Origin of the sequence: Planktotalea sp., assembly GCF_018607965.1 — a bacterium.
Taxonomy (GTDB): Bacteria; Pseudomonadota; Alphaproteobacteria; order Rhodobacterales; family Rhodobacteraceae; genus Planktotalea.
This window is the reverse complement of record NZ_JABBAM010000039.1, coordinates 16,828-37,269: the sequence shown is the minus strand read 5'-3', so window position 1 is coordinate 37,269 and position 20,442 is coordinate 16,828. Positions and strand designations below refer to the sequence as shown.

Below are 20,442 nucleotides of genomic sequence, written 5' to 3'. Positions count from 1 at the left end.
TAACGCGCAACACCAGACGAGCGCGGGCTAACGCGCTACCAAAGACAAGAAAGCGAATGGGCATATGGACGGTTTTACCATTATTGACGGTGTAGTTGCGGTCATCATCGTACTCTCTGCCCTCCTTGCCTATTCGCGCGGTTTCGTGCGCGAAGCCTTGGCCATCGCAGGCTGGCTTGCCGCTGCGTTCCTTGCCTTTGCATTCGCACCCCAAGTTGAACCGCTGGTCAAAGAAATCCCCGTCATCGGTGAATTCCTCGCAGATAGCTGCGAGTTGGCCATTATTGCGGCCTTCGCGGTTGTCTTCGCAATCGCTTTGATCGTCACCTCTTTGTTTACCCCGCTGATGTCCTCACTGATCCAGCGCTCCGCTCTTGGTGGTATTGACCAAGGCATCGGCTTTCTCTTTGGTGTTTTGCGCGGCGTCTTACTGGTTGCAATTGCGTTTTTCGTCTACCAAACTGTGGTCACCCAGCAAGACATCACCATGGTCGATGAAAGCCGCTCTGCGAAAGTTTTTGAGCGCATGACTGGCAAGATCGAAGATCGCAATCCAGAGCAAGCGCTTGGGTGGATCACAACACAATACGAACAACTCGTCGGAACATGCGGCACGCCAGAATAAGGCCGCTTCGCACGGATGAGTTGATGACTTCCTAAGTGTGACGCTCTAATAGGGTCACAACTGCCACATTCCGGATATGGAGCTGCTCGCCTTGTCCAAATCAAACCTGCCCAAGTCTATGCCGCCTGCCCACCCTTTCGACTTTGACTATTCGCGCGCTGATGACAGCGACGATAAACTGAAAGAGGAATGTGGCGTCTTCGGCGTAGTTGGTGCCTCAGATGCCGCCAATTTCGTTGCCCTCGGCCTGCACGCTTTGCAGCATCGCGGTCAAGAAGCTGGCGGAATTGTCAGCCACGATCCAGAACAGGGTTTCAATTCAGCCCGTCGCTTCGGATATGTGCGTGATAATTTCACCAAAGCATCCTTGATGGAAACGCTCCCCGGTCCACTTGCCATCGGTCATGTGCGTTATTCTACAGCTGGCTCCAAGGGTGCGGTTATTCGTGATGTGCAGCCATTCTTTGGCGAATTCTCTATGGGCGGCGCAGCAATTGCGCATAACGGCAACATCACCAATGCCGACGCTCTGCGCAAAGAACTGATCGAGCGCGGCTCGATCTTTCAAAGCTCCTCTGATTCCGAGTGTATTATTCACCTGATGGCCCGCTCCATGCAGCGCAATATTCCAGAACGTATGGAAGACGCGTTGCGCCGTGTTGAGGGCGCATTCTCCATCGTCGCAATGACGCGCACCAAACTGATCGGCGTGCGTGATCCTCTGGGCGTACGTCCTTTGGTGCTGGGCAAATTAGAGGGTGACGGCTGGGTCCTTAGCTCTGAAACCTGTGCGTTGGATATCATTGGTGCGGAATACGTGCGTGAAATCGAACCCGGCGAAATGGTCGTGATTACCGCTGAGAATGGCGTCGAAAGCAATTTCCCGTTCCGCCGCCAAAATTCGCGCTTCTGCATCTTTGAGCACGTTTATTTTTCCCGCCCTGACAGCATCATCGGCGGTCGTTCCGTCTATGAAACCCGCCGCCAGATCGGTGTTGAATTGGCCAAAGAAAGCCCTGTTGACGCAGACCTTGTATGTCCTGTTCCAGACAGCGGCACGCCAGCAGCGATTGGCTTTTCTCAAGAAAGCGGGATCCCCTACGCGATGGGCATCATCCGCAACCAATACATGGGCCGCACATTTATCGAGCCGACAGAATCCATCCGTAACATGGGCGTGCGCCTCAAACTAAACGTGAACCGCGCGCTGATCAAAGGCAAACGCGTGATCCTTGTGGACGACAGCGTTGTGCGTGGCACCACCTCGCGCAAGATCAAAGAGATGATCCTCGATGCGGGTGCTGCCGAAGTACATTTTCGCATCGCATCGCCGCCCACCGCGTGGCCCTGTTTCTACGGCGTCGACACGCCGCAACGCGACAAACTGCTAGCGGCGACAATGACCGAGGAAGAAATGCGTCAGCACCTTACTGTGGACAGCCTGAAATTCATCTCGCTCGATGGCCTTTACCGCGCCGTTGGCGAAGCGGAAGGGCGCAACGCTAAATGCCCGCAATATTGTGACGCATGCTTCTCAGGTGAATACCCCGTCAAACCATCGGACCAGATCACCAAAGGGTTCGAACTCAAAGCAGCCGAATAGTCCTGTCAGCATCCTCTCTCCTTAAATATCCCCGCCGGAGGCATCCTACATGAGCAAAATCGCACTCATCACCGGCGCATCGCGCGGCCTCGGATTTGTAGTGGCCGAAGCCTTAGCGGCCACACACCACGTGGTGGCTGTTGCGCGCACCACTGGGGCGCTTGAAGACCTTGACGACAAGATCCAGGCTAAGGGGGGACAGGCCACGCTTGCCCCTATGGATATCACCAACCGCGATGCGATGGCCCAGCTGTGTCGCTCGATCTATGATCGCTGGGGCAGCATCGATCTTTGGGTCCACACGGCTGTTCACGCAGCACCTTTGACCCCAACAGGCCACATCGATACGAAGGACTGGGATAAATCCATGTCTGTTAATGCCACGTCTATGGGCATCCTTATTCCCTACATCGCTCCCCTTCTTGGTGACACCGGTACGGCGATGTTCTTTGACGACCAAACCATTGGTACAAAGTTCCACGGCCCCTACGCGGCCTCCAAAGCCACGCAAATCACGCTTGCGCGCTCTTGGGCCGAGGAAAGCAAATCAACAGGTCCACGCGTTTTGATCGAAACGCCCCCCGCGATGTCCACGGCGACCCGTTCGCGCTTTCATCCCGGTGAAGACCGCACAGCCCTTGCGCATCCTCGCGACGTTGCTGCAACTCTGCTTCCACGGCTGTTAAACGCCTAAAGCCTTTACGCATCCTGCCACCTCCACTAAGGATCAAACAAGCGGGCAAAGGGGCAAACATGCGTATTCTCATCACCAATGACGACGGCATCAATGCACAGGGTCTAAAAACCCTTGAGGGCATCGCGAACGAACTGGCAGGCCAAGACGGCGAAGTCTGGGTGGTTGCCCCGGCGTTTGAACAATCCGGCGTCGGTCATTGCATCAGCTATACACATCCGATGATGGTTTCCCAGATGGGCGAACGTCGTTTTGCAACCGAAGGCTCACCCGCCGATTGCGTTCTCGTTGGACTGCATGACGTCATGAAAGACGCGCGCCCTGATGTGATCCTGTCTGGTATCAATCGCGGCAACAACTCTGCTGAAAACACGCTTTATTCTGGAACGATTGGCGCGGCTATTGAGGGCGCGTTGCAGGGCATCACCTCAATTGCTTTGTCGCAGTACTACGGCCCAGAAAACCTAAACCTTGATGATCCGTTTGAGGCCTCAGCGGCCCACGGCGCGGACGTTGTACGCCGTATTTTGGCGCAAGTGCCTGACGTTCAAAGCGATTATCTCCTCTTGTTCAACGTAAACTTTCCGCCCGTTCCAGCGGCAGACGTGAAGGGCGTGCAGGTTGCGCGCCAAGGGCGTCGTCCCGATGTGTACTTTGGAGTTGAGCCACATATGTCCCCGTCAGGGCGTCGTTTTCTATGGATCAAAGGCGGCGACCAACGTGTTCGCCCCGCTGACGGCACGGACGCCGCAGTAAATCTGGATGGCTACATCTCTGTCACACCAATGCGCGCAGATTTGACCGCTGATGACGAGATGGAGCGCTTTGCCGCGAACCTATGACAGACGCTTCAACCCTCATGCAGTTTCTTTTCGCGTTGCGCTCAAAGGGCGTGACGGATGCGCGCGTGCTGACAGCTATGGAAAAGGTCGATCGCGCCGCTTTTATTCGTGGTTTGTTTGCCGAACGCGCTTACGAAGATATGCCGTTGCCTATTCCGTGTGGACAAACCATCAGCCAGCCCTCGGTAGTTGGTTTGATGACGCAAGCGTTGAAAGCAGGTCCACGTGATACCGTTCTCGAAGTTGGCACAGGGTCTGGCTATCAAGCCGCCGTTCTTAGCCACGTTGCACGTCGCGTTTACACCGTAGATCGTCACAAGCGGTTGGTGAATGAGGCCCGCGAAGTCTTTGACGCATTAAACATAACAAATATTACAGCATTCACCGCAGACGGAAGCCACGGCCTGCCAGACCAAGCACCGTTTGATCGCATCCTTGTGACCGCCGCTGCAGAAGATCCCCCCGGCCCGCTTTTGGCGCAGCTAAAAGTGGGTGGCATTATGGTCTTACCCGTTGGTCAATCAGACGCTGTTCAAAGCCTAATCCGCGTGACCCGTGATGAACGTGGCTTTGAATATGACGAACTTCGACCCGTTCGTTTTGTCCCCCTCATCGAAGGGCTGGGACGCGACGGATAAATCTGTTATAAGGCGTTAAATTTCAGGACGCTGTGGGCAACACGGCGCATGTGAGGATATCGAGATGACGATTTTTGCAAGCAGCAAACCTGTGCGCGCGTTTTTGTGTGGCACTGCTTTGATCACCCTCAGCGCTTGCGCAGATGGGCTTGATCTGGATTTTCGCGGCACGACTGGTAACAAATTTGATACCACAACTGCAGCAATCAATGCGACCCAGAACCGCCCAATTCCTGACGAGCGCGGCGTTATTACATATCCCAATTATCAAGTCGCCGTTGCAAATCGCGGCGACACAGTTGCATCAATAGCAGCACGAATTGGTGTGGATGCGACTGATATTGCTCGATATAATGGACTTGCAGAAGATACCCAGCTTCGCAAAGATGAAGTTTTGGCACTGCGCAATCCTGTCTCAACCCTGCCGGGAGGCGCACAAACCGGCATTCCAACCACACCAGGTTCAGTCGACATAACAGCGCTTGCACAAAACGCCATTAATAGCTCACCCGTCACCACCTCAGCGCTTCCAAGCGCAGGCGCGGCAACGCCAGAGCCCATTCGCCATCAGGTCGCACGCGGCGAAACGGCGTTCACGATTGCGCGTCTATACAATATCTCGGTCCGCTCACTTGCCGATTGGAACGGGCTTGATAAAGACTTTTCCGTGCGCGAAGGCCAATTCTTGCTTATCCCAGTAGCTCAGGATCAAACAGCAAGCGCACCGACGCCTTTGGCGGCAACCACCAATCCCGGCGTAGGTTCGCCGACCCCCACACCGCCATCAGCCGTGAAACCTTTGCCGGCTGAAACGCCCGTCGCAGCAGCAGCGCCTATCGTTGCGCCCGTCGCACCAGTGCTGGCCAAACCGACCAAGACCGCAAGCGCTAGCCGCATGGGATATCCTGTGACAGGCGCCATCATTCGGGAATATTCTAAGGGTAAAAATGACGGCATCGGAATCGCCGCGAGCGCAGGAACCCCTGTGAAAGCCGCTGCCTCTGGCACGGTCGCAGCAATCACCGAGAATACTGATAACCTACCGATTATCGTGGTGAAGCACCCAGATAACCTTCTGACGGTCTACGCCAATGTTGATGGTTTGAAAGTCAAAAAGGGCGATACGGTTTCGCGTGGCCAGCAGCTTGCCGCGGTACGTGCGGGTAGCTCGGACTTCTTGCATTTTGAAGTACGTAAGGGCTTTGATAGCGTCGATCCACTGCCCTATTTGCAATAATATCAAGGTGTTCGCGGTCTGTGTAGATCAGATCGCAACACCGTGACGGCCTGCCAGATCACAGAAAAACTGCCATGCAACACGCCCAGAACGGGACCCACGTGTGGCTTGCCATTCAATCGCCTCTGCGCGCAGAACTGCGGGGTCAATGCGAAGGCCCGCGCTGGCGCAGTAGCCATCAATCATCGCGAGGTATTCATCTTGATCGCAAGGGTGGAAGCCCAACCACAGACCAAAACGATCTGACAGCGAGACTTTTTCTTCAACCGCTTCGCCCGGATTGATCGCGCTAGAGCGCTCATTTTCAATCATATCGCGCGGCATAAGGTGACGTCGGTTCGACGTTGCATAAAGCAGCACGTTGTCCGGACGCCCTTCGATGCCCCCATCAAGCACGGCCTTTAGTGACTTATATTGATCATCATCGTGACTAAACGACAGGTCATCGCAATAAAGCACAAAGCGCTGTGGCGCACCGCGTAGTAGCTCTAACAGACGCCCTACACTGGGAAGGTCTTCGCGCTGCAACTCAACTATCTTAAGGTCTGCGCCCTCTTCAATCAGTTGTGCATGCACTGCCTTCACGAGCGAGGATTTCCCCATCCCGCGCGAGCCCCAGAGCAATGCATTATTGGCGGGAAAACCGTTGGCGAACTGACGTGTGTTGGCCAACAGAGTATCGCGCGCGCGGTTAATCCCAATCAGCAGATCAAGCGCGATACGGTTAACGTTTGCGACGGGCAACAAGGCATCAGGCCCTGTCTGCCAGATGAACGCACTCGCAGAGGCGAAATCAGGCGCGGCCAAGGGCGCAGGTGCGAGGCGCTCTAACGCCGCCGCAATACGCTCTAACTCGGTCATTTGTCGCCCTCTTCGTCAAACTCCTTCATGAGAGGATCGTCGAATTCCTCTTCGTCATCGTCGAAATAGCCGTCTTCACGCAGCTTGTCGTCACGTTTGGTTTCGACACGGCGCACAAGGAAGATCGAAATTTCATAAAGGCCATAGACCACAACGAACAGAATCAACTGCGTGATTACGTCTGGTGGTGTCACCAGTGCGGCCAGCAAAAGGATGCCAACCATCGCATATTTACGCACCGCGCCAAGGCCATCTGCACTCACAAGGCCTGCTTTGCCCATCAGGGTCAAAAGCACAGGCAACTGGAAACACATGCCAAAGGCGATGATGAATTTCAGTGTGATATCAAGGCTTTCGTTCACCTTACCAAAGAAGGTAATGCGCACGCCGCTGCTATCTGTTGCTGGTTCTGCAAACAAATCACCTGTGGGCGGTAGGCCATCGCCCAAAGGCACGTTTGCGACTGTTGCCAGTAATCCTGTGAAGATCGAGCTGACGTCTGCAAAGCCCAAGAAGAAGGACATCGCGAGAGGTGTAACCACAAACTGCGCGAAGGACGCGCCAAGGAGGAACATCACAGGTGATGCGATCAAGAACGGCAAGAATGCGTTCTGCTCTTTCTTATATAGGCCCGGTGCCACAAAGCGCCAAAGCTGAAAGGCGATCACAGGAAAGGCTAGGATAAAGCCAAACACCATCGAGATGCGGAATAGTGTGAATAGGTATTCTTGCGGCGATGTGTATTGCAACGTCGGGTTTGGATCGCCCAAATCGCGCAACGTGTTTTCAATCGGTGCAAGCAGGAATTCTAGGATCGGTTCTGCGACCATGAACGCCAAGATGATGCCAACGACAAAGGCCCCGACTGCGCGAATTAAACGGGTGCGCAGCTCTGCCAAATGTTCGATCAATGGCGCGGAGCTGTCTTCGACGTCGTCTGTCTGGCTCATGCAGAATCCTTTGCCGCTTTAGGGGTGGTCTTTTTCGCAGCGGGTTTCTTTGCTGCTGGCTTTGTGGCGGTGGTCTTGGCGACAGTTTTCGTCGCTGTTTTTGGCGCAGCCTTTTTCGCAGGTGCTTTCTTTGCAGCCGGCTTTTTCGCAGCAGCCTTCTTGGGTGCAGCAGTCGATGCGGCTTCTGTCTTGACGTCAGCCGCGCGGGCAGCTTGGGCCGCAAGGCGTTCTTCGGCCTTTTTGGTAGAAACTTCGTGGATCTTCTTGGACGCTTCGGCGCGCTCGGCCGCCATCTTGCCGATCTCGGTTTCAGGATCCCAGTTTTTTAGATCCTTGGTGGCTTCGTCCCACCCGTCCAGGCCCATATTCTTGGAACTGGTCATATCTTTAAAGCTGGATGTTGCTTCCTTCATGCCGCTCTCGTCCGCAGCCTGATCCATCGCACGAGAAAATTCGCGCGCCATGCCCTTGGCCTTGCCCACATACTGTCCGACCTTGCGGAACAGCATTGGCAAATCCTTGGGACCGATGACGATCAGCGCAACAACGCCAATCACCAGAAGCTCTGTCCAGCCCAGATCTAACATGTGTTATTAAACCTTGTCTGTCTCTTTGGGCGTCACGTCTTTTGCGTCTTCCGCAGCGTCCGTCATCTCTTCTTCAAGCTCTTTAGAACCTTCGTTGATGCCCTTCTTGAAGGACGTGATGCCCTTGCCGACTTCGCCCATGAGCGAGCTGATTTTGCCACGGCCAAACAGCACAAGGACGACAACAGCGATAAGAAGCAGGCCGGGAAGGCCGATATTGTTAAGCATGAGTATTCTCCCAAAAATCTTTCAAAAGTCGTGTCATGGGCGCGCTTTAGCGCCCACGTTCGAACTGTATCTATTGACTCATGCCCTGCGTTAAAAGGGCAAACGTTAATTTGCTGGGAAAATAAAGCAGCGATCACGCCGTATCGTCAGCCACAAAGGCGTGCCAACTTTGGGCAAGAACACGTTGGGCACGGTCGCACTGATCATCGCGTCCTTGTCGTCCATCTTGAATTCAACAAGGGATTCTGACCCCATAAAGCGCGCGCGCTGCACAAGACCACGCGCGGCAACCCCGTCACGTACAGTGGGCAACGGGCCTTTTCCACCGCGATCAAAGTCGATGCCAACGTGTTGGGGACGAAATACAATGTCCACTTGCGCACCATCGGCTACACCGGGGGCAAGAAACTGTCCAAATGGCGTATCCGCCAAAGCGCCATTGGCCGTGCTGCGTATCACGTTGATATCACTGAAAAAACCGACGGCTTCCATATCAACGGGGGCATTGTAGATATTATAGGGCGCACCACGTTGCACGATTTCGCCGTCCCGCATCAGCGCAATTTCATCTGCCATGCGCATGGCCTCTTCGGGTTCATGCGTGACCAATAGAACAGCAGCGTCTTCGTCTTTCAGCAACGCCAGCGTTTCATCACGAATGCCATCGCGCAGGCGGTTATCAAGGCCAGAAAAAGGTTCATCCATCAGCATGATCTTTGGACGCGGTGCCAGTGCGCGCGCCAATGCTACGCGCTGTTGTTCGCCGCCTGATAGTTCATGCGGGTAGGCATCAATCAGACGCATCAGGTCGACTTTGCCGAGCAGTTCTTCGACACGCACACGTTTTTCGGCGCGCGTCCCTTTTAGACCAAAAGCCACGTTGTCAGACACGCTCATATGAGGGAACAACGCGAAATCTTGGAACATCAAGCCAATGCCGCGCTGTTCCGCAGGAACGGTGAAAGCGCCGTCGCAAATCAGCTGACCATCCACCCAGATTTCGCCGCTGTCTTGCATGTCTACACCCGCGATCATGCGCAGGGTCGTGGACTTTCCGCAGCCGGAGGGACCAAGCAAGCAGGTCACCTGCCCCGGCAAAATGCTGAGAGACACGTCATCAACGACCGTCTCGCCGCCAAAACGACGCGTCAGGTTGCGAATCTCTAAACGCGGCGCAGTGCCTTGCATGACGGGGCCTTCATCTGGGTCGTGAACAATAAACTTGATAGATTTCATCAAGTTTAAACTGTCCTACCAGCCTCAAACCGCTGGTTCAACCCGCCGCGCACCTGCAAGAACTGCGACAAATCCAACGATCAACACGACAATACAGATCGCAAAGAGCTGTTCGTATTTATGACCCTCTGGAAGGAGGTTTGCCGCCCAGTCGGCTGCGCGCGCAAAATAGATGATAGCCCCCAGCAGCGCGGCGGCAAAGGCCACCAAGTACGACCAAAGCGCAACGCTGCGCCCCATTACAAGGCCCACGATCAGCACGGGTGTCAGGAACATCGATGCCGTACCACTGACCGCAACCGCATCGAAAAGCGTGGCATTCCCCCACACCGTCAGAGTCGCGCCTGCTGCCATGAAAATCACCATAACTGTGCGACCGCCGTTCAATGTGCGCGGTGCGAAGTTCAGTTCTTCGACGCAAAGGCGAGAGGCAGACGAAAGCGCGGAATCGAGTGTGCTAAGGGCAGAAACCAAGAGCGAAATCAGCAGAGCTGCGAAGATCCACGGCGGGAACATTCCGGCCCATGTGCCGATAAGTTGACCCTCATATTCTGCGCCCACAAGGCTGGCTTGGATGCCAAACATCCCAAACGCGATGATGCACAGCGCGGACAGCCAGAACGCGTGCAGGAACGAGCGTTGTGTCGTCTTTGGATCGGCAAGAAACCCGCGATCCATCATGACGGGGTCGTGCACAGGGTATGAAAAGACTTGTAGCGCCGCGACGGCCATCAAAATCCAGCCATTATAGCTGCCTGATGTGCCCTGCGCCATCACAACCGCACCCAGATCAAAGCCGGGGCTGAGAAGCATCGCAATGAATGCGACGACGAAAACAACAAGGAAAACAGACATTTGCAGCACATCTGTGCGCAACGCAGCACTTAGGCCGCCCCATGCAGAATACGCCAAGCCTAGTAACGCCACGAGGCCGATGGAGAGTTCTTTGGCAAGCGCAACTTCGGGAAGGACTGCCGTGAAAATCAGGCCAACAACAATCAAATTCGCGAAGACCTCAGACAAAAGTCGCAGCGCGACAACCAAATTGTAACACCCTTTGCCTAGGCTGCCAAAACGCGCGCCTAGCCAATCTTGGACCGACCCTGCCCCGCCCGCACGCAACCGTGCGACAACGAAACCACCCGTCAGAAAGGATCCGTAGTACGCGGTGTAGGCAAGTGTGCCTGCCATTCCGTAGAAGTACCCCAAAATTGCGGCATTCATGAGAGAGCGTGCAAAAATCCATGTGGTGACTTGGCTTAGGACCAATGTGATCAAGCTAGGTGCCCCACCTTGCGAGGTTTTGCCGCCAAAGAACCCCTCAACGGTCACGCTGCGAGGTGCGACCAGAAGGCTCGCGAGGATAATGGCCGCGAAGATCGCAACGATAAGACTGGCTGTCATTGGTTAGGTCCTTGAAGCAAAAAATGTTGGGCCTTGCTGACAGATACACAACGGTGAGGAAAGCAACGTTTTCACAAGTGACACTATTGTGAGGTTAGGTGCATGTGAAATAAGTCGATTTGTATGCGATAACGGCTTGGTAACCATGCTGGTGCAAAGGTTAGGCGCATCCGATCGGGGGGATTTGCCACATTTTTATATTCCATCCACTGCAAAACATGGCTCGAATTTGTATCTTGGCGGGTGCTTCAATTTTGGCGAACTGTGATAATTCAAGCAGCACCGAAAGCGATCCGTTACAGATCAACGGAGATCCGACACCCGAACAATTGGTCGCGCAGGAAGCCGCCACAACGCTGCGCACTGGATTCGCGACACCAAATCCAGACGGCACATTTGACAGCTCCCTGACCACCATTTTGAAGGGAGGCTATCGCGACGATGCGGGAAATGGCTATGCTTTTGAATTAGGGCGTGACGGAACAGCCTTTAGCGCGCTTGTGGAATTGCTGCCAGAAACGGACTTGGGCGCATTACCTGCAACTGGAATCGCGACGATGCGTGGTGAGTATCAGGTTATCGAAGTTGGAAAATCAGATGGGGATGTTCGCGATTATGGGGAACCCGTCGCGACATCTGGCAGACTTACCTTGCGCGCCGATTTTGATTTCGCAACCTTGCAAGGCAGTGATGGAACGTTGAACATTGACGGCACTTTTGATGGACAATCCCTAAGCGGTGCCGCCTATTTCAACGCACGCGCAGCTGAACTTTCTGGACGTATTGGGAGTGAACACGCCGTCGGTATTTTTTAGTGGAACCGACGACGCGTCTGCATTTGTGGGGGGCTTTTTAGCGGACCGCTAGAACGTCGCGTTCACACCGCCACCATCGTGCAAGATGTTTTGCCCCACGATAAACGCAGCATGGGTTGAACACAAAAACGCACAGGTCGCGCCAAATTCATCCGCCGTGCCATAGCGTCCCGCCGGAATCGTTTTGCAGCGCTGCACTTTGGCTTCTTCGGACGTAATTCCTTGGGCCTTGGCGACACCACCATCAAGCGAAACAGCGCGGTCCGTCGCATGAATACCTGGCAAAAGGTTGTTAATCGTCACGCCAGTTCCCGCAACTTGGCGCGATGTCCCAGCGACGTACCCAGTCAGACCTGCGCGCGCCGAATTTGACAGACCTAGAACACCAATCGGCGATTTCACCGACTGAGACGTGATGTTAACGACACGCCCCCAGCCACGGTCCATCATTGACGGAACAAGCGTTTTCATCAGCGCGATTGGGGTCAGCATATTGGCGTCTAACGCCTTGATAAAGTCCTCACGTTCCCAATCAGACCACATTCCAGGAGGTGGCCCACCTGCGTTATTCACAAGGATATCAATATCACCCGCGTCCTTGAGCACCGCAGCGCGGCCCTCTTCTGTCGTAATGTCAGCAGCAACAGCCACAACAGTTACGCCGTATTTTGCGCGAATCTCGGATGCTGCTTTCTCTAACTCCTCAGCGCCACGTGCATTTAGAATCAAATCGCAGCCCGCCTCTGCCAGCGCCTCTGCGCATCCACGTCCCAAGCCTTTGCTTGATGCACAAACCAGCGCGCGCTTACCTTTTATTCCTAAATCCATCAGTAATTCCCTTGTTTTGGTGCGCCAAGCGCATGTGTTTGCCTAACCGTGACGCAGTAAGGTCTGTAATCCGCCACACTTTCATGACATGGGGACGCTTAAGAGATTAGTTAGACGAGTGTTTCGAATGAATGCAAGTGGCAACTCCAACGTCGCATTGGCACAAAGTATCCCTATATTTTCTGCAGAGGCCTTTCTTGTTGTCGACGGCGCAAACATTGATGACACGTTAAGTTTTGCAGCAGAGGCCTTGCTTGATGACGTCTATGAATTAAGAAGGCCAAACCCATGCGCCTGTCTTTGCATGCGCGCACCGACGGTAGCTACGTTATCGCGCACGACACTCAAGTTGGAGAACCAAGCGCGCGTGTCGTGGTCGACAGTTGCATGACTGTGATGACGTCCGGTGGGTCCACTCTTGAACTCCTCCTACTTGTTGAACTTGACCCAGAGGATTTAGTCGCCAACGTCCATGTGTTGCCCTTGCACCGCTCACGCCAGCTGGTCACTATCGTCTTGTAGGTATCGAACGTGAACACGCTGCAAGCAAGCTGGCACAGGCCGCTTGCGTTTCGTTCTCACGCGGCACCAACATAACGATGAGTTCCGGCGCACAACGCCCAATCGAAGATCTAATAATCGGCGACAAGGTGCTAACGCGCGACGATGGCGGTCAAGAAATTTTCTGGATCGGGCAGCAAACGGTTCGCGCTGTCGGTGATTTTGCCCCAATCGTAATCAAAGCTGGCACGCTAAATAATGCCAATGATTTGACCCTAAGTCCCGATCACCGCCTCTTTATTTATCAACGTTGTGACGCACTCGGTGCAGGGCGTTCAGAGGTTTTGGTGAAAGCACGTCACCTTGTGAACGGCGATACTGTCACCCAGCAAGATGGTGGGTTTATTGATTACTTCCAACTGTTGTTCGATCAACACCAAATCATCTTTGCTGAAGGCATCGCCGCTGAAACACTGCTTGTTGACACACGCACACGTCCCGCTTTGAAAGATAGCGTAAGCGCAGAGGTCATGGATACTTTGGGCGGACATTCTGGTTGGCTCCATGAAGAATTCGAAGTCGGCTCCGAACTCTTGGGACCAGATGCGGCTGAAAAGCTGAGGAAGCATCCAAGCGCTAGTGCCAAAGAGTTGCCAAGGACCGCGCCCGCTCCTATAGCGATGGACATGTTAGATCTCGCCACAAACCGCCCCGCGCTTCCATCTGAAATTGCCCGACGTCGGACGTTTGCGATCATTTCGCATCCCGACGCTGGTAAGACGACCCTGACGGAAAAATTCCTCTTGTTTGGTGGTGCGATCCAGATGGCGGGTCAAGTGCGCGCCAAGGGCGAAGCGCGGCGCACGCGATCTGACTTTATGCAGATGGAAAAGGATCGAGGTATTTCGGTCTCCGCGTCGGCAATGTCGTTTGATTTCAAAGAGTTCCGTTATAATCTGGTGGATACCCCCGGCCACTCGGATTTTTCCGAGGACACGTACCGCACGCTAACGGCGGTGGACGCCGCAGTGATGGTGATCGACGGTGCAAAGGGTGTCGAGAGCCAAACACAAAAGCTGTTTGAGGTCTGCCGCATGCGCGATCTGCCGATCCTGACGTTCTGTAACAAAATGGACCGTGAAAGCCGCGATACATTTGATATCATTGATGAAATTCAAGAAAACCTAGCAATTGATGTTAGCCCTGCAAGTTGGCCCATTGGCACAGGTCCTGATTTTATGGGCTGTTACGATATGCTGCGCGACCGCCTTGAGATCATGGATCGTGCGGATCGTAACAAGGTCGCTGAATCCATTGAAATCAACGGCTTGGAAGATCCTGCTCTTGCGGAACACGTGCCGGCACATCTGCTTGAAAAGCTGATTGAAGAGGTCGAGATGGCGCGCGAATTGCTGCCAACTTTGGATGCGCAGTCGGTTCTAGAGGGCCACATGACGCCCATCTGGTTTGGCTCTGCAATCAACTCGTTCGGTGTAAAAGAATTGATGGATGGGATCAGTATTTATGGCCCAGAACCACAGGTACAGCGCGCCTCCCCGCGCGAAATTGCACCCGACGAGACAAAAGTTGCAGGGTTCGTATTCAAGGTTCAGGCGAACATGGACCCAAAACACCGTGATCGCGTTGCGTTTGTGCGTCTTGCATCGGGCCATTTCAAACGTGGCATGAAACTGACCCATGTGCGCACGAAAAAACCGATGGCCATTTCGAATCCTGTTTTGTTTCTCGCGTCTGATCGCGAATTGGCCGAAGAAGCTTGGGCTGGCGACATCATCGGCATTCCCAACCACGGTCAGCTGCGTATTGGCGACACATTAACAGAGGGCGAAGCGCTGCGCGTTACGGGCATCCCCTCGTTCGCGCCAGAATTGCTGCAAGGCGTGCGCGCAGGTGATCCGCTTAAATCCAAGCACCTTGAAAAAGCGCTGATGCAGTTTGCTGAAGAAGGTGCCGCGAAGGTCTTCAAGCCTACGTTCGGTTCTGGCTACATCGTCGGTGTCGTTGGCGCGTTACAGTTCGAAGTTCTCGCCAGCCGGATTGAGCTGGAATACGGCCTGCCTGTGCGCTTTGATCAAAGCCAATTCACCTCTGCGCGGTGGGTTCTGGGCGATAAAAAAGCTGTTGAAGCCTTTGCAGAGGCGAACAAAATGCACATCGCGACAGACAACGACGGCGATGTTGTCTACCTCACCCGCTTGCAATGGGACATCGACCGCGTGGCGCGCGACTACCCCGATGTCACACTGAGCGCGACAAAGGAAATGATGCTCTCTTAACGCTTGCTGCATGCAACGCGCACGGGCATTTTAGATGACATGAGCGATCCAGAAGAGAGTGAAAAAAACCTGCAATGGTCACCTATGAAGGTGGCTTTGATGCTGTTGTGAAACGCATGCAAGCGCGTCAGGATCCTTTGAGCTTTGCCAAGGGTGAGGCCCTACCCGCACGAGACATTGACCTTGCACCGCTAAAGTCAAAACGTGTGCAAGCGATTGATGCAAAAGACGTTCCACGCGCAAAATCGATTTCAGGTCATATGCGTAAGTCTATGGAGTTGAACGAAGAATTCATTGGGCATCCCGAACTTTGCAAGCTGCATGGCCTCTTGATCGCGCATCTGCGCAAATCTGATCAACCCGCACACACGATGGATTTGTTTACACGTCTTTAGGACACCGAAGCTGACTTCTTGTTCCAACATCTAGATCCGCGTTGGTTGGTCTCTGCGATCACCACCTTTGGCGACCATGGGCAGACGGAAGTGCAACGCCGCGTCGGTCACTCCATGACGGTTCTGTTCGCAACCATGAAACTATATGAATCCGAGCGGCTTTTTTCTGGCTTCGCACCAGAACAAGAATTCAAACTCAAACGTCTTGTGCATAGCAAATTGCCCATGAACATGGATCGTTACGCACCTGTGGCGGGTGGGCTTGATATCAATATGCTCGGGCAACTTTGGGTGGATGCAAAGGCGGACCCAACAATTGCCCCCCTCGCGCACCAGCTGTTGAACCTTTTGAACGCCGATTCCGGAACCGTGTTTCGCCGGTTTGGCACGTTGCGTAGCGGCAAAATGCGCCAGCGCGCCCAAAAAGAAATCGGGTCAGGCGATGCAGAGCCAGAGCCTGCCAGCGTTCCCGCAAAGGCCAAGACCCACACGTGGGGAACGGTCAGCACTATAAAAGCCAGCGCAGATCAGATTGCACCTTTCATTGCACATCATCTATCACTGGGTGCTGCGCATATGCAGATCTATCTGGATGCCCCCTTGCCTCGTTCTGCGTTAGATATGTTGGCCGATCCAAGGGTCACACTGGTCAATTGCGATGATGACTATTGGCGGACTACTGGCAAACCCAAGATGGAAAAACACCAACAACGCCAAGCGTTTAACGCGACGCGTGCCTACCGGGATGCGCAGACAGAATGGCTCGCACATATTAATTGCGACGAGTATTTATTTAGTCCTACTGATGTGAAAGACGCCCTTAGGAACGCCCCCGATACTATCGAAGCGCTGATCATGGCACCCGCTGAGGAAATTGCCTAAGACACCAGCGATGGCCCCCTGCTGTTTCGCCGCACCTATTTCGATGCCGGCTGCGACAAAGACCGACTTGGCGATCTTTATCCAACATTTGGCGATTACCTGCGATCTGGTTTTATCCGCTACACCGCCGGCAAAACAATTGCACGCACAGGAATGGACGATGTGCGATTTGGCGTGCATCTTCTCAAACGAAATGGCGTAGAAGTGAAAAACACACAGCGTGTTCAATCACTTAATGTTCTACATCGCCACGCACCAGATTGGCCGTCTTTCCAGCGCCACCTAGAATTCAGACTAAGCAAAAGGTCTTACAGGGACCGCGGTCAAGCGCGCTTGGGCCTTGGGGATATAATCGATATTCTGCGTGAAGAGCATGGCATTGATGGGCCCAAAGACCTGTTCACCGAGGTCTGCACGGCCCGTCCCGAAGTTATAAAAACACTTGAGGCCAATGGCATGCTTATTCGCACTCACTTGCAAATCAAACCTATTGAGGCCGCCCATGCATGAGCCAAAATGGGGCATCGTGAGCACAGTAAAAGCACCGATGCGCGATGTATTGGGCTTTGTTGCCTATCATTTGGAACGCGGCGCGCATCGGATCTACATTTATCTTGATGCTCCTGATGCGCCAACGTTTACGGCGCTAAAATCCCATTCAAAAGTGCGCGTCACGCAGACTGACGCCGCCTACTGGGACAAGAGGGGTGGACGCCCCGCCAAACATCAACCCCGACAAACGATCAACGCGGCGGATGCCTATGGTAAACGCGTTGAGGTGGATTGGCTTACGCATATCGACCACGATGAATTCTTTGTCTGGGATACGCCGCTCACACAACAGCTCAGCGCTTTGGACGCGCGTTGTCTGTGTGGGCGCATTCGCCCGATTGAGGCGCTTGCATGGGAGGGCGCTATAACAGACCCTCGCCCGTTCAAAGGATTTGCGCTGCCAATGCCTGAACGGCGCGCAACGACACAGGCGCTTTACCCAACATATGGCGCGCATTTGAATGGCGGCTTTCTAAGTCATGTCGCCGGAAAAATGATCTATCGCACGGGCATTGAGGGACTGTCGGTCAAAATTCACAACGCGTTCTTGAACGGTGATCAAAACCCGGGCCAGCAGGAATTGCTGCAAACCCGTTTGTGCCATTTGCACGGGGAAACTTGGGAGGCTTGGCGCGCAAGTTTTGAATATCGCAAATCAAAAGGAGCCTATCGTGACGAATTTAACGCTCCATTTGATAAAGACAAAGGCGGGTTGAATATGCACACTCTGCTGAGCCAAATAGAAAACGAAGGGGGCGAAGCGGGATTGAAGGCGTTCTACCATGAGGTCTGCACGGCCCGTCCCGCGCTCCTAGATGGATTGGACGAACACGGGCTTTTGCATTGGCGCAGGCTGAACCGGGGTGACGCAATCGCGAGACAATTCCCAGATTACGCATAATTGTTTCCAAATAATGAACAATTTGCAACCTCTTTGCCGAAATATCATCCCAAAGGCCGCCCTAAAACCATGTTGATTTGACCCGCGCGCACTTTTTCGCTATTCCCTCGCCCAAGGCCCACGGGGTGCAAAGACACTCAATCAATCGGATTTGGCCTAATACAGATGTACGGGCCTATTGTGTCCGTAAGCCACGGATACAAATGACAAAGTTCTCTAATCTGAATCTGGACCCTAAGGTCCTTAAAGCCATCGTCGACGCTGGCTACGAATCCCCCACCCCTATTCAAGAAGGTGCGATTCCCCCTGCGCTGGAAGGCCGTGATGTTTTAGGTATCGCGCAAACGGGTACGGGCAAGACCGCCAGCTTTACGCTGCCAATGATCACACTGCTGGCCAAAGGGCGCGCACGCGCACGGATGCCACGCTCGCTGGTGCTTTGCCCCACGCGCGAATTGGCAGCACAGGTTGCAGAAAATTTCGACACCTACACCAAATATCACAAGCTCACCAAAGCTTTGTTGATCGGTGGCGTGTCCTTCAAAGAACAAGATAAGCTAATCGACAAAGGCGTCGACGTTTTGATCGCAACGCCGGGTCGTTTGCTTGATCACGTTGAACGCGGCAAGTTGCTGCTGACGGGTGTTCAGGTCATGGTTGTCGACGAAGCCGACCGTATGCTTGATATGGGTTTCATCCCTGATATCGAACGCATCTTCGGCCTGACGCCCTTTACGCGCCAAACGCTGTTCTTCTCGGCCACGATGGCCCCTGAAATCGAACGCATTACCAATACATTCCTATCCAACCCTGCCCGCGTTGAAGTTGCGCGTCAGGCGACCGCGTCCGAAAATATTGAACAGGTCGTGATGATGTTCAAAGGCTCGCGCAAGGATCGTGAAGCGACGGAAAAGCGTAAAGCCTTGCGCGCGATGATCGACAATGAGGGTGACAAATGCACCAACGCGATCATCTTCTGTAACCGCAAAATGGATGTGGATACGGTTTCTAAGTCATTGAAAAAATACGGATATGACGCGGCCCCTATTCACGGTGATCTGGATCAAAGCCAACGTACAAAGACGCTTGATGGGTTTCGCGAAGGCAATTTGCGGTTCCTCGTTGCATCTGACGTTGCCGCGCGCGGTTTGGACGTTCCGTCCGTAAGCCACGTTTTTAACTTTGACGTTCCCAGCCACGCCGAGGACTACGTACACCGCATTGGCCGCACGGGTCGTGCGGGTCGTGATGGTAAGGCGATGATGATTTGTGTGCCGCGCGATGAAAAGAATTTCGACGCGATTGAAAAGCTGATCCAAAAGCAGATCACACGTATCGACAACCCGTTGAAACCTGCTGATACCCCTGCTGAGGTCAGCGCCGATGACGCGAAATTTATGAGCGAGGACAAGCCGAAGCGTTCGCGCACACGGTTGCGCAACAAGCCTAAAGATGACGCGCCAAAGGCTGAGGTTGTTCAGGCCGACGCGCCTGTTGTAGATGTTCAAGCAGACGCACCCAAGGTTGACGCTAAGGTCGAAGCACCCAAGCAAAAGCACGCGCCTCGCGAACAGGCCCCTCGTGAGCAAGCGCCACGTGAGAACGCCCCGCGCGAAAACAACAATCGCAACCGATCCAATCGCGGTCGTGGCGGCGGCGGCGGTGGAAACAACAATGTTGTGGGCTTGGGCGATCACCTGCCCGGCTTTATCGCGATGAGCTTTGAAGAGCGCAGCGCAAACTAACTAACTAACTAACTAAAGCATTGATTTAGAATAATAATAGCCCCGGAGCGCAAACTGCGCGCCGGGGCTTTTGCATTGTAACTTATGCGGCTTGCGTCGGGCGGATCATCCGCACGCCACCAGAAATCAATCCTGTGACCAAACCCGCAAGCGCAAGCGCCATGGCCAGCGTGAGCGAGATGAACTTGAGCGCGGCAAAGCTGGAATAGACGTAGGCCAGCACTTGCGGGATCGCGGTATCGAACTGCATCAACCAAAACGACATCAGGTTCTCAAGCGCATCAAACGTCCCGCCTGTGAATGCAAAAAAGGCAGCGCCCAGCCCCATCAAAAACGTTGCACTGCGCGGCTTGCCCATGCGGGCAATCAACGTCCCAAAGCAGATGCCAAAGACAATGACCGAGGCGATGAAGGCGAAATCGAACAGTTGAGTTTGAACATATGTACCAAACGTCCCGGCACCGCGCATGGTCTCGTAATATCCAAAAATCGCCGCACCATCAAATGTCAGCTGCCCTGTTGCAAAATCAACAGGATGACCCTAGGCCGCGAAGAGCGTGTCGAGAAACACGCGCGTTCCCTGAAAGGCGGCAAAGCTCACGCCCGTCACAGTGGCGTGGA

22 protein-coding genes and 1 pseudogene are annotated in these 20,442 nt (G+C 54.0%); 15 read left to right on the top strand and 8 right to left on the bottom strand.

Features of this window, described 5'->3' with window-relative positions; genetic code table 11:
• The first annotated feature begins 64 nt into the window (after nt 1-64).
• The 6 genes from QZ279_RS03435 to QZ279_RS03410 all read left to right on the top strand — a co-directional run bounded on the left by QZ279_RS03435 (nt 65) and on the right by QZ279_RS03410 (nt 5,639).
• A complete protein-coding gene (locus tag QZ279_RS03435) occupies nt 65-625 on the top strand; it encodes a CvpA family protein (protein WP_293447948.1) in 561 nt (186 codons plus the stop codon).
• Nucleotides 626-743: 118 nt separating this feature from the next.
• Nucleotides 744-2,228, top strand: coding sequence for an amidophosphoribosyltransferase (gene purF / locus QZ279_RS03430; protein ID WP_293447960.1), 1,485 nt, complete (start codon nt 744-746; stop codon nt 2,226-2,228).
• Between the two features lie 49 nt (nt 2,229-2,277).
• Nucleotides 2,278-2,922, top strand: coding sequence for an SDR family oxidoreductase (locus tag QZ279_RS03425; protein ID WP_293447946.1), 645 nt, complete (start codon nt 2,278-2,280; stop codon nt 2,920-2,922).
• Nucleotides 2,923-2,981: 59 nt separating this feature from the next.
• The gene (surE, locus tag QZ279_RS03420) at nt 2,982-3,764 is read left to right on the top strand and encodes a 5'/3'-nucleotidase SurE (RefSeq protein ID WP_293447944.1); all 783 of its coding nucleotides are present in this window, start codon (nt 2,982-2,984) and stop codon (nt 3,762-3,764) included.
• Complete coding sequence (locus tag QZ279_RS03415; protein WP_293447942.1) at nt 3,761-4,402, top strand: protein-L-isoaspartate(D-aspartate) O-methyltransferase; 642 nt, start codon at nt 3,761-3,763, stop codon at nt 4,400-4,402. The genes surE and QZ279_RS03415 overlap by 4 nt, the downstream gene beginning before the upstream one ends.
• 64 nt (nt 4,403-4,466) lie before the next feature.
• Nucleotides 4,467-5,639, top strand: coding sequence for a peptidoglycan DD-metalloendopeptidase family protein (locus QZ279_RS03410; RefSeq protein ID WP_293447940.1), 1,173 nt, complete (start codon nt 4,467-4,469; stop codon nt 5,637-5,639).
• A 27-nt stretch (nt 5,640-5,666) separates the two neighbouring features.
• Here QZ279_RS03410 and QZ279_RS03405 read toward each other — a convergent pair whose 3' ends face one another.
• The 6 genes from QZ279_RS03405 to QZ279_RS03380 all read right to left on the bottom strand — a co-directional run bounded on the left by QZ279_RS03405 (nt 5,667) and on the right by QZ279_RS03380 (nt 10,905).
• Nucleotides 5,667-6,500 carry an ATP-binding protein gene (locus tag QZ279_RS03405; protein ID WP_293447938.1) on the bottom strand — a complete coding sequence of 278 codons (834 nt, stop codon included), beginning with the start codon at nt 6,498-6,500 and terminating at the stop codon, nt 5,667-5,669.
• Entirely contained in the window at nt 6,497-7,450 is a 954-nt protein-coding gene (locus tag QZ279_RS03400; protein ID WP_293447936.1) for a twin-arginine translocase subunit TatC, read from the bottom strand. Before QZ279_RS03400 ends, QZ279_RS03405 begins: the two co-directional genes overlap by 4 nt.
• On the bottom strand, nt 7,447-8,037 hold the full coding sequence (gene tatB, locus QZ279_RS03395) for a Sec-independent protein translocase protein TatB (RefSeq protein WP_293447934.1): 591 nt from the start codon (nt 8,035-8,037) through the stop codon (nt 7,447-7,449). Before tatB ends, QZ279_RS03400 begins: the two co-directional genes overlap by 4 nt.
• A 6-nt stretch (nt 8,038-8,043) precedes the next feature.
• A complete protein-coding gene (locus tag QZ279_RS03390; protein ID WP_293447932.1) occupies nt 8,044-8,265 on the bottom strand; it encodes a twin-arginine translocase TatA/TatE family subunit in 222 nt (73 codons plus the stop codon).
• Between the two features lie 105 nt (nt 8,266-8,370).
• Nucleotides 8,371-9,453 carry an ABC transporter ATP-binding protein gene (locus QZ279_RS03385; protein ID WP_293447958.1) on the bottom strand — a complete coding sequence of 361 codons (1,083 nt, stop codon included), beginning with the start codon at nt 9,451-9,453 and terminating at the stop codon, nt 8,371-8,373.
• A gap of 72 nt (nt 9,454-9,525) precedes the next feature.
• Complete coding sequence (locus QZ279_RS03380) at nt 9,526-10,905, bottom strand: sodium:proline symporter (RefSeq protein ID WP_293447930.1); 1,380 nt, start codon at nt 10,903-10,905, stop codon at nt 9,526-9,528.
• 218 nt (nt 10,906-11,123) lie between these two features.
• Between QZ279_RS03380 and QZ279_RS03375 the strand changes: the two genes are divergently transcribed.
• Nucleotides 11,124-11,720 (top strand): hypothetical protein, encoded by a 597-nt coding sequence (locus QZ279_RS03375; RefSeq protein ID WP_293447928.1) that lies wholly within the window; start codon nt 11,124-11,126, stop codon nt 11,718-11,720.
• A 48-nt stretch (nt 11,721-11,768) separates the two neighbouring features.
• On the opposite strand, the gene QZ279_RS03370 is transcribed toward QZ279_RS03375, so the two are convergent.
• Entirely contained in the window at nt 11,769-12,548 is a 780-nt protein-coding gene (locus QZ279_RS03370) for an SDR family oxidoreductase (RefSeq protein ID WP_293447925.1), read from the bottom strand.
• Nucleotides 12,549-12,836: 288 nt separating this feature from the next.
• Here QZ279_RS03370 and QZ279_RS15615 point away from each other — a divergent pair, with 288 nt between their 5' ends.
• From QZ279_RS15615 to QZ279_RS03335, 8 genes and pseudogenes are all read left to right on the top strand, one after another.
• On the top strand, nt 12,837-13,070 hold the full coding sequence (locus tag QZ279_RS15615; RefSeq protein ID WP_366513838.1) for a hypothetical protein: 234 nt from the start codon (nt 12,837-12,839) through the stop codon (nt 13,068-13,070).
• Between the two features lie 77 nt (nt 13,071-13,147).
• Nucleotides 13,148-13,471, top strand: a pseudogene (locus tag QZ279_RS15610) (Hint domain-containing protein); the annotation flags it as partial.
• 264 nt (nt 13,472-13,735) lie between these two features.
• Nucleotides 13,736-15,346, top strand: a complete 1,611-nt coding sequence (locus QZ279_RS03360) for a peptide chain release factor 3 (protein WP_293447956.1) — start codon at nt 13,736-13,738, stop codon at nt 15,344-15,346.
• A gap of 74 nt (nt 15,347-15,420) precedes the next feature.
• Nucleotides 15,421-15,741: a hypothetical protein gene (locus QZ279_RS03355; RefSeq protein ID WP_293447923.1), complete on the top strand. Its 321-nt coding sequence runs from the start codon at nt 15,421-15,423 to the stop codon at nt 15,739-15,741.
• A gap of 18 nt (nt 15,742-15,759) precedes the next feature.
• Nucleotides 15,760-16,623: a glycosyltransferase family 2 protein gene (locus tag QZ279_RS03350; RefSeq protein WP_293447922.1), complete on the top strand. Its 864-nt coding sequence runs from the start codon at nt 15,760-15,762 to the stop codon at nt 16,621-16,623.
• 174 nt (nt 16,624-16,797) lie between these two features.
• On the top strand, nt 16,798-17,133 hold the full coding sequence (locus tag QZ279_RS03345) for a hypothetical protein (protein ID WP_293447919.1): 336 nt from the start codon (nt 16,798-16,800) through the stop codon (nt 17,131-17,133).
• Entirely contained in the window at nt 17,126-18,076 is a 951-nt protein-coding gene (locus tag QZ279_RS03340) for a glycosyltransferase family 2 protein (protein ID WP_293447916.1), read from the top strand. The genes QZ279_RS03345 and QZ279_RS03340 overlap by 8 nt, the downstream gene beginning before the upstream one ends.
• A 203-nt stretch (nt 18,077-18,279) precedes the next feature.
• Nucleotides 18,280-19,821: a DEAD/DEAH box helicase gene (locus QZ279_RS03335; protein ID WP_293447914.1), complete on the top strand. Its 1,542-nt coding sequence runs from the start codon at nt 18,280-18,282 to the stop codon at nt 19,819-19,821.
• 82 nt (nt 19,822-19,903) lie between these two features.
• On the opposite strand, the gene QZ279_RS03330 is transcribed toward QZ279_RS03335, so the two are convergent.
• Nucleotides 19,904-20,290, bottom strand: coding sequence for a hypothetical protein (locus QZ279_RS03330; protein WP_293447911.1), 387 nt, complete (start codon nt 20,288-20,290; stop codon nt 19,904-19,906).
• Between the last annotated feature and the right edge of the window lie 152 nt (nt 20,291-20,442).

What these genes read in the sequence shown, in the direction of transcription:
- QZ279_RS03435 (WP_293447948.1), top strand. Translation starts at nt 65, where the DNA reads ATGGACGGTTTTACCATTATTGACGGTGTAGTTGCGGTCATCATCGTA.
- purF (WP_293447960.1), top strand. Translation starts at nt 744, where the DNA reads ATGCCGCCTGCCCACCCTTTCGACTTTGACTATTCGCGCGCTGATGAC.
- QZ279_RS03425 (WP_293447946.1), top strand. Translation starts at nt 2,278, where the DNA reads ATGAGCAAAATCGCACTCATCACCGGCGCATCGCGCGGCCTCGGATTT.
- surE (WP_293447944.1), top strand. Translation starts at nt 2,982, where the DNA reads ATGCGTATTCTCATCACCAATGACGACGGCATCAATGCACAGGGTCTA.
- QZ279_RS03415 (WP_293447942.1), top strand. Translation starts at nt 3,761, where the DNA reads ATGACAGACGCTTCAACCCTCATGCAGTTTCTTTTCGCGTTGCGCTCA.
- QZ279_RS03410 (WP_293447940.1), top strand. Translation starts at nt 4,467, where the DNA reads ATGACGATTTTTGCAAGCAGCAAACCTGTGCGCGCGTTTTTGTGTGGC.
- QZ279_RS03405 (WP_293447938.1), bottom strand. Translation starts at nt 6,500, where the DNA reads ATGACCGAGTTAGAGCGTATTGCGGCGGCGTTAGAGCGCCTCGCACCT.
- QZ279_RS03400 (WP_293447936.1), bottom strand. Translation starts at nt 7,450, where the DNA reads ATGAGCCAGACAGACGACGTCGAAGACAGCTCCGCGCCATTGATCGAA.
- tatB (WP_293447934.1), bottom strand. Translation starts at nt 8,037, where the DNA reads ATGTTAGATCTGGGCTGGACAGAGCTTCTGGTGATTGGCGTTGTTGCG.
- QZ279_RS03390 (WP_293447932.1), bottom strand. Translation starts at nt 8,265, where the DNA reads ATGCTTAACAATATCGGCCTTCCCGGCCTGCTTCTTATCGCTGTTGTC.
- QZ279_RS03385 (WP_293447958.1), bottom strand. Translation starts at nt 9,453, where the DNA reads ATGCAAGGCACTGCGCCGCGTTTAGAGATTCGCAACCTGACGCGTCGT.
- QZ279_RS03380 (WP_293447930.1), bottom strand. Translation starts at nt 10,905, where the DNA reads ATGACAGCCAGTCTTATCGTTGCGATCTTCGCGGCCATTATCCTCGCG.
- QZ279_RS03375 (WP_293447928.1), top strand. Translation starts at nt 11,124, where the DNA reads ATGGCTCGAATTTGTATCTTGGCGGGTGCTTCAATTTTGGCGAACTGT.
- QZ279_RS03370 (WP_293447925.1), bottom strand. Translation starts at nt 12,548, where the DNA reads ATGGATTTAGGAATAAAAGGTAAGCGCGCGCTGGTTTGTGCATCAAGC.
- QZ279_RS15615 (WP_366513838.1), top strand. Translation starts at nt 12,837, where the DNA reads ATGCGCCTGTCTTTGCATGCGCGCACCGACGGTAGCTACGTTATCGCG.
- QZ279_RS03360 (WP_293447956.1), top strand. Translation starts at nt 13,736, where the DNA reads ATGTTAGATCTCGCCACAAACCGCCCCGCGCTTCCATCTGAAATTGCC.
- QZ279_RS03355 (WP_293447923.1), top strand. Translation starts at nt 15,421, where the DNA reads ATGGTCACCTATGAAGGTGGCTTTGATGCTGTTGTGAAACGCATGCAA.
- QZ279_RS03340 (WP_293447916.1), top strand. Translation starts at nt 17,126, where the DNA reads ATGCATGAGCCAAAATGGGGCATCGTGAGCACAGTAAAAGCACCGATG.
- QZ279_RS03335 (WP_293447914.1), top strand. Translation starts at nt 18,280, where the DNA reads ATGACAAAGTTCTCTAATCTGAATCTGGACCCTAAGGTCCTTAAAGCC.
- QZ279_RS03330 (WP_293447911.1), bottom strand. Translation starts at nt 20,290, where the DNA reads ATGCGCGGTGCCGGGACGTTTGGTACATATGTTCAAACTCAACTGTTC.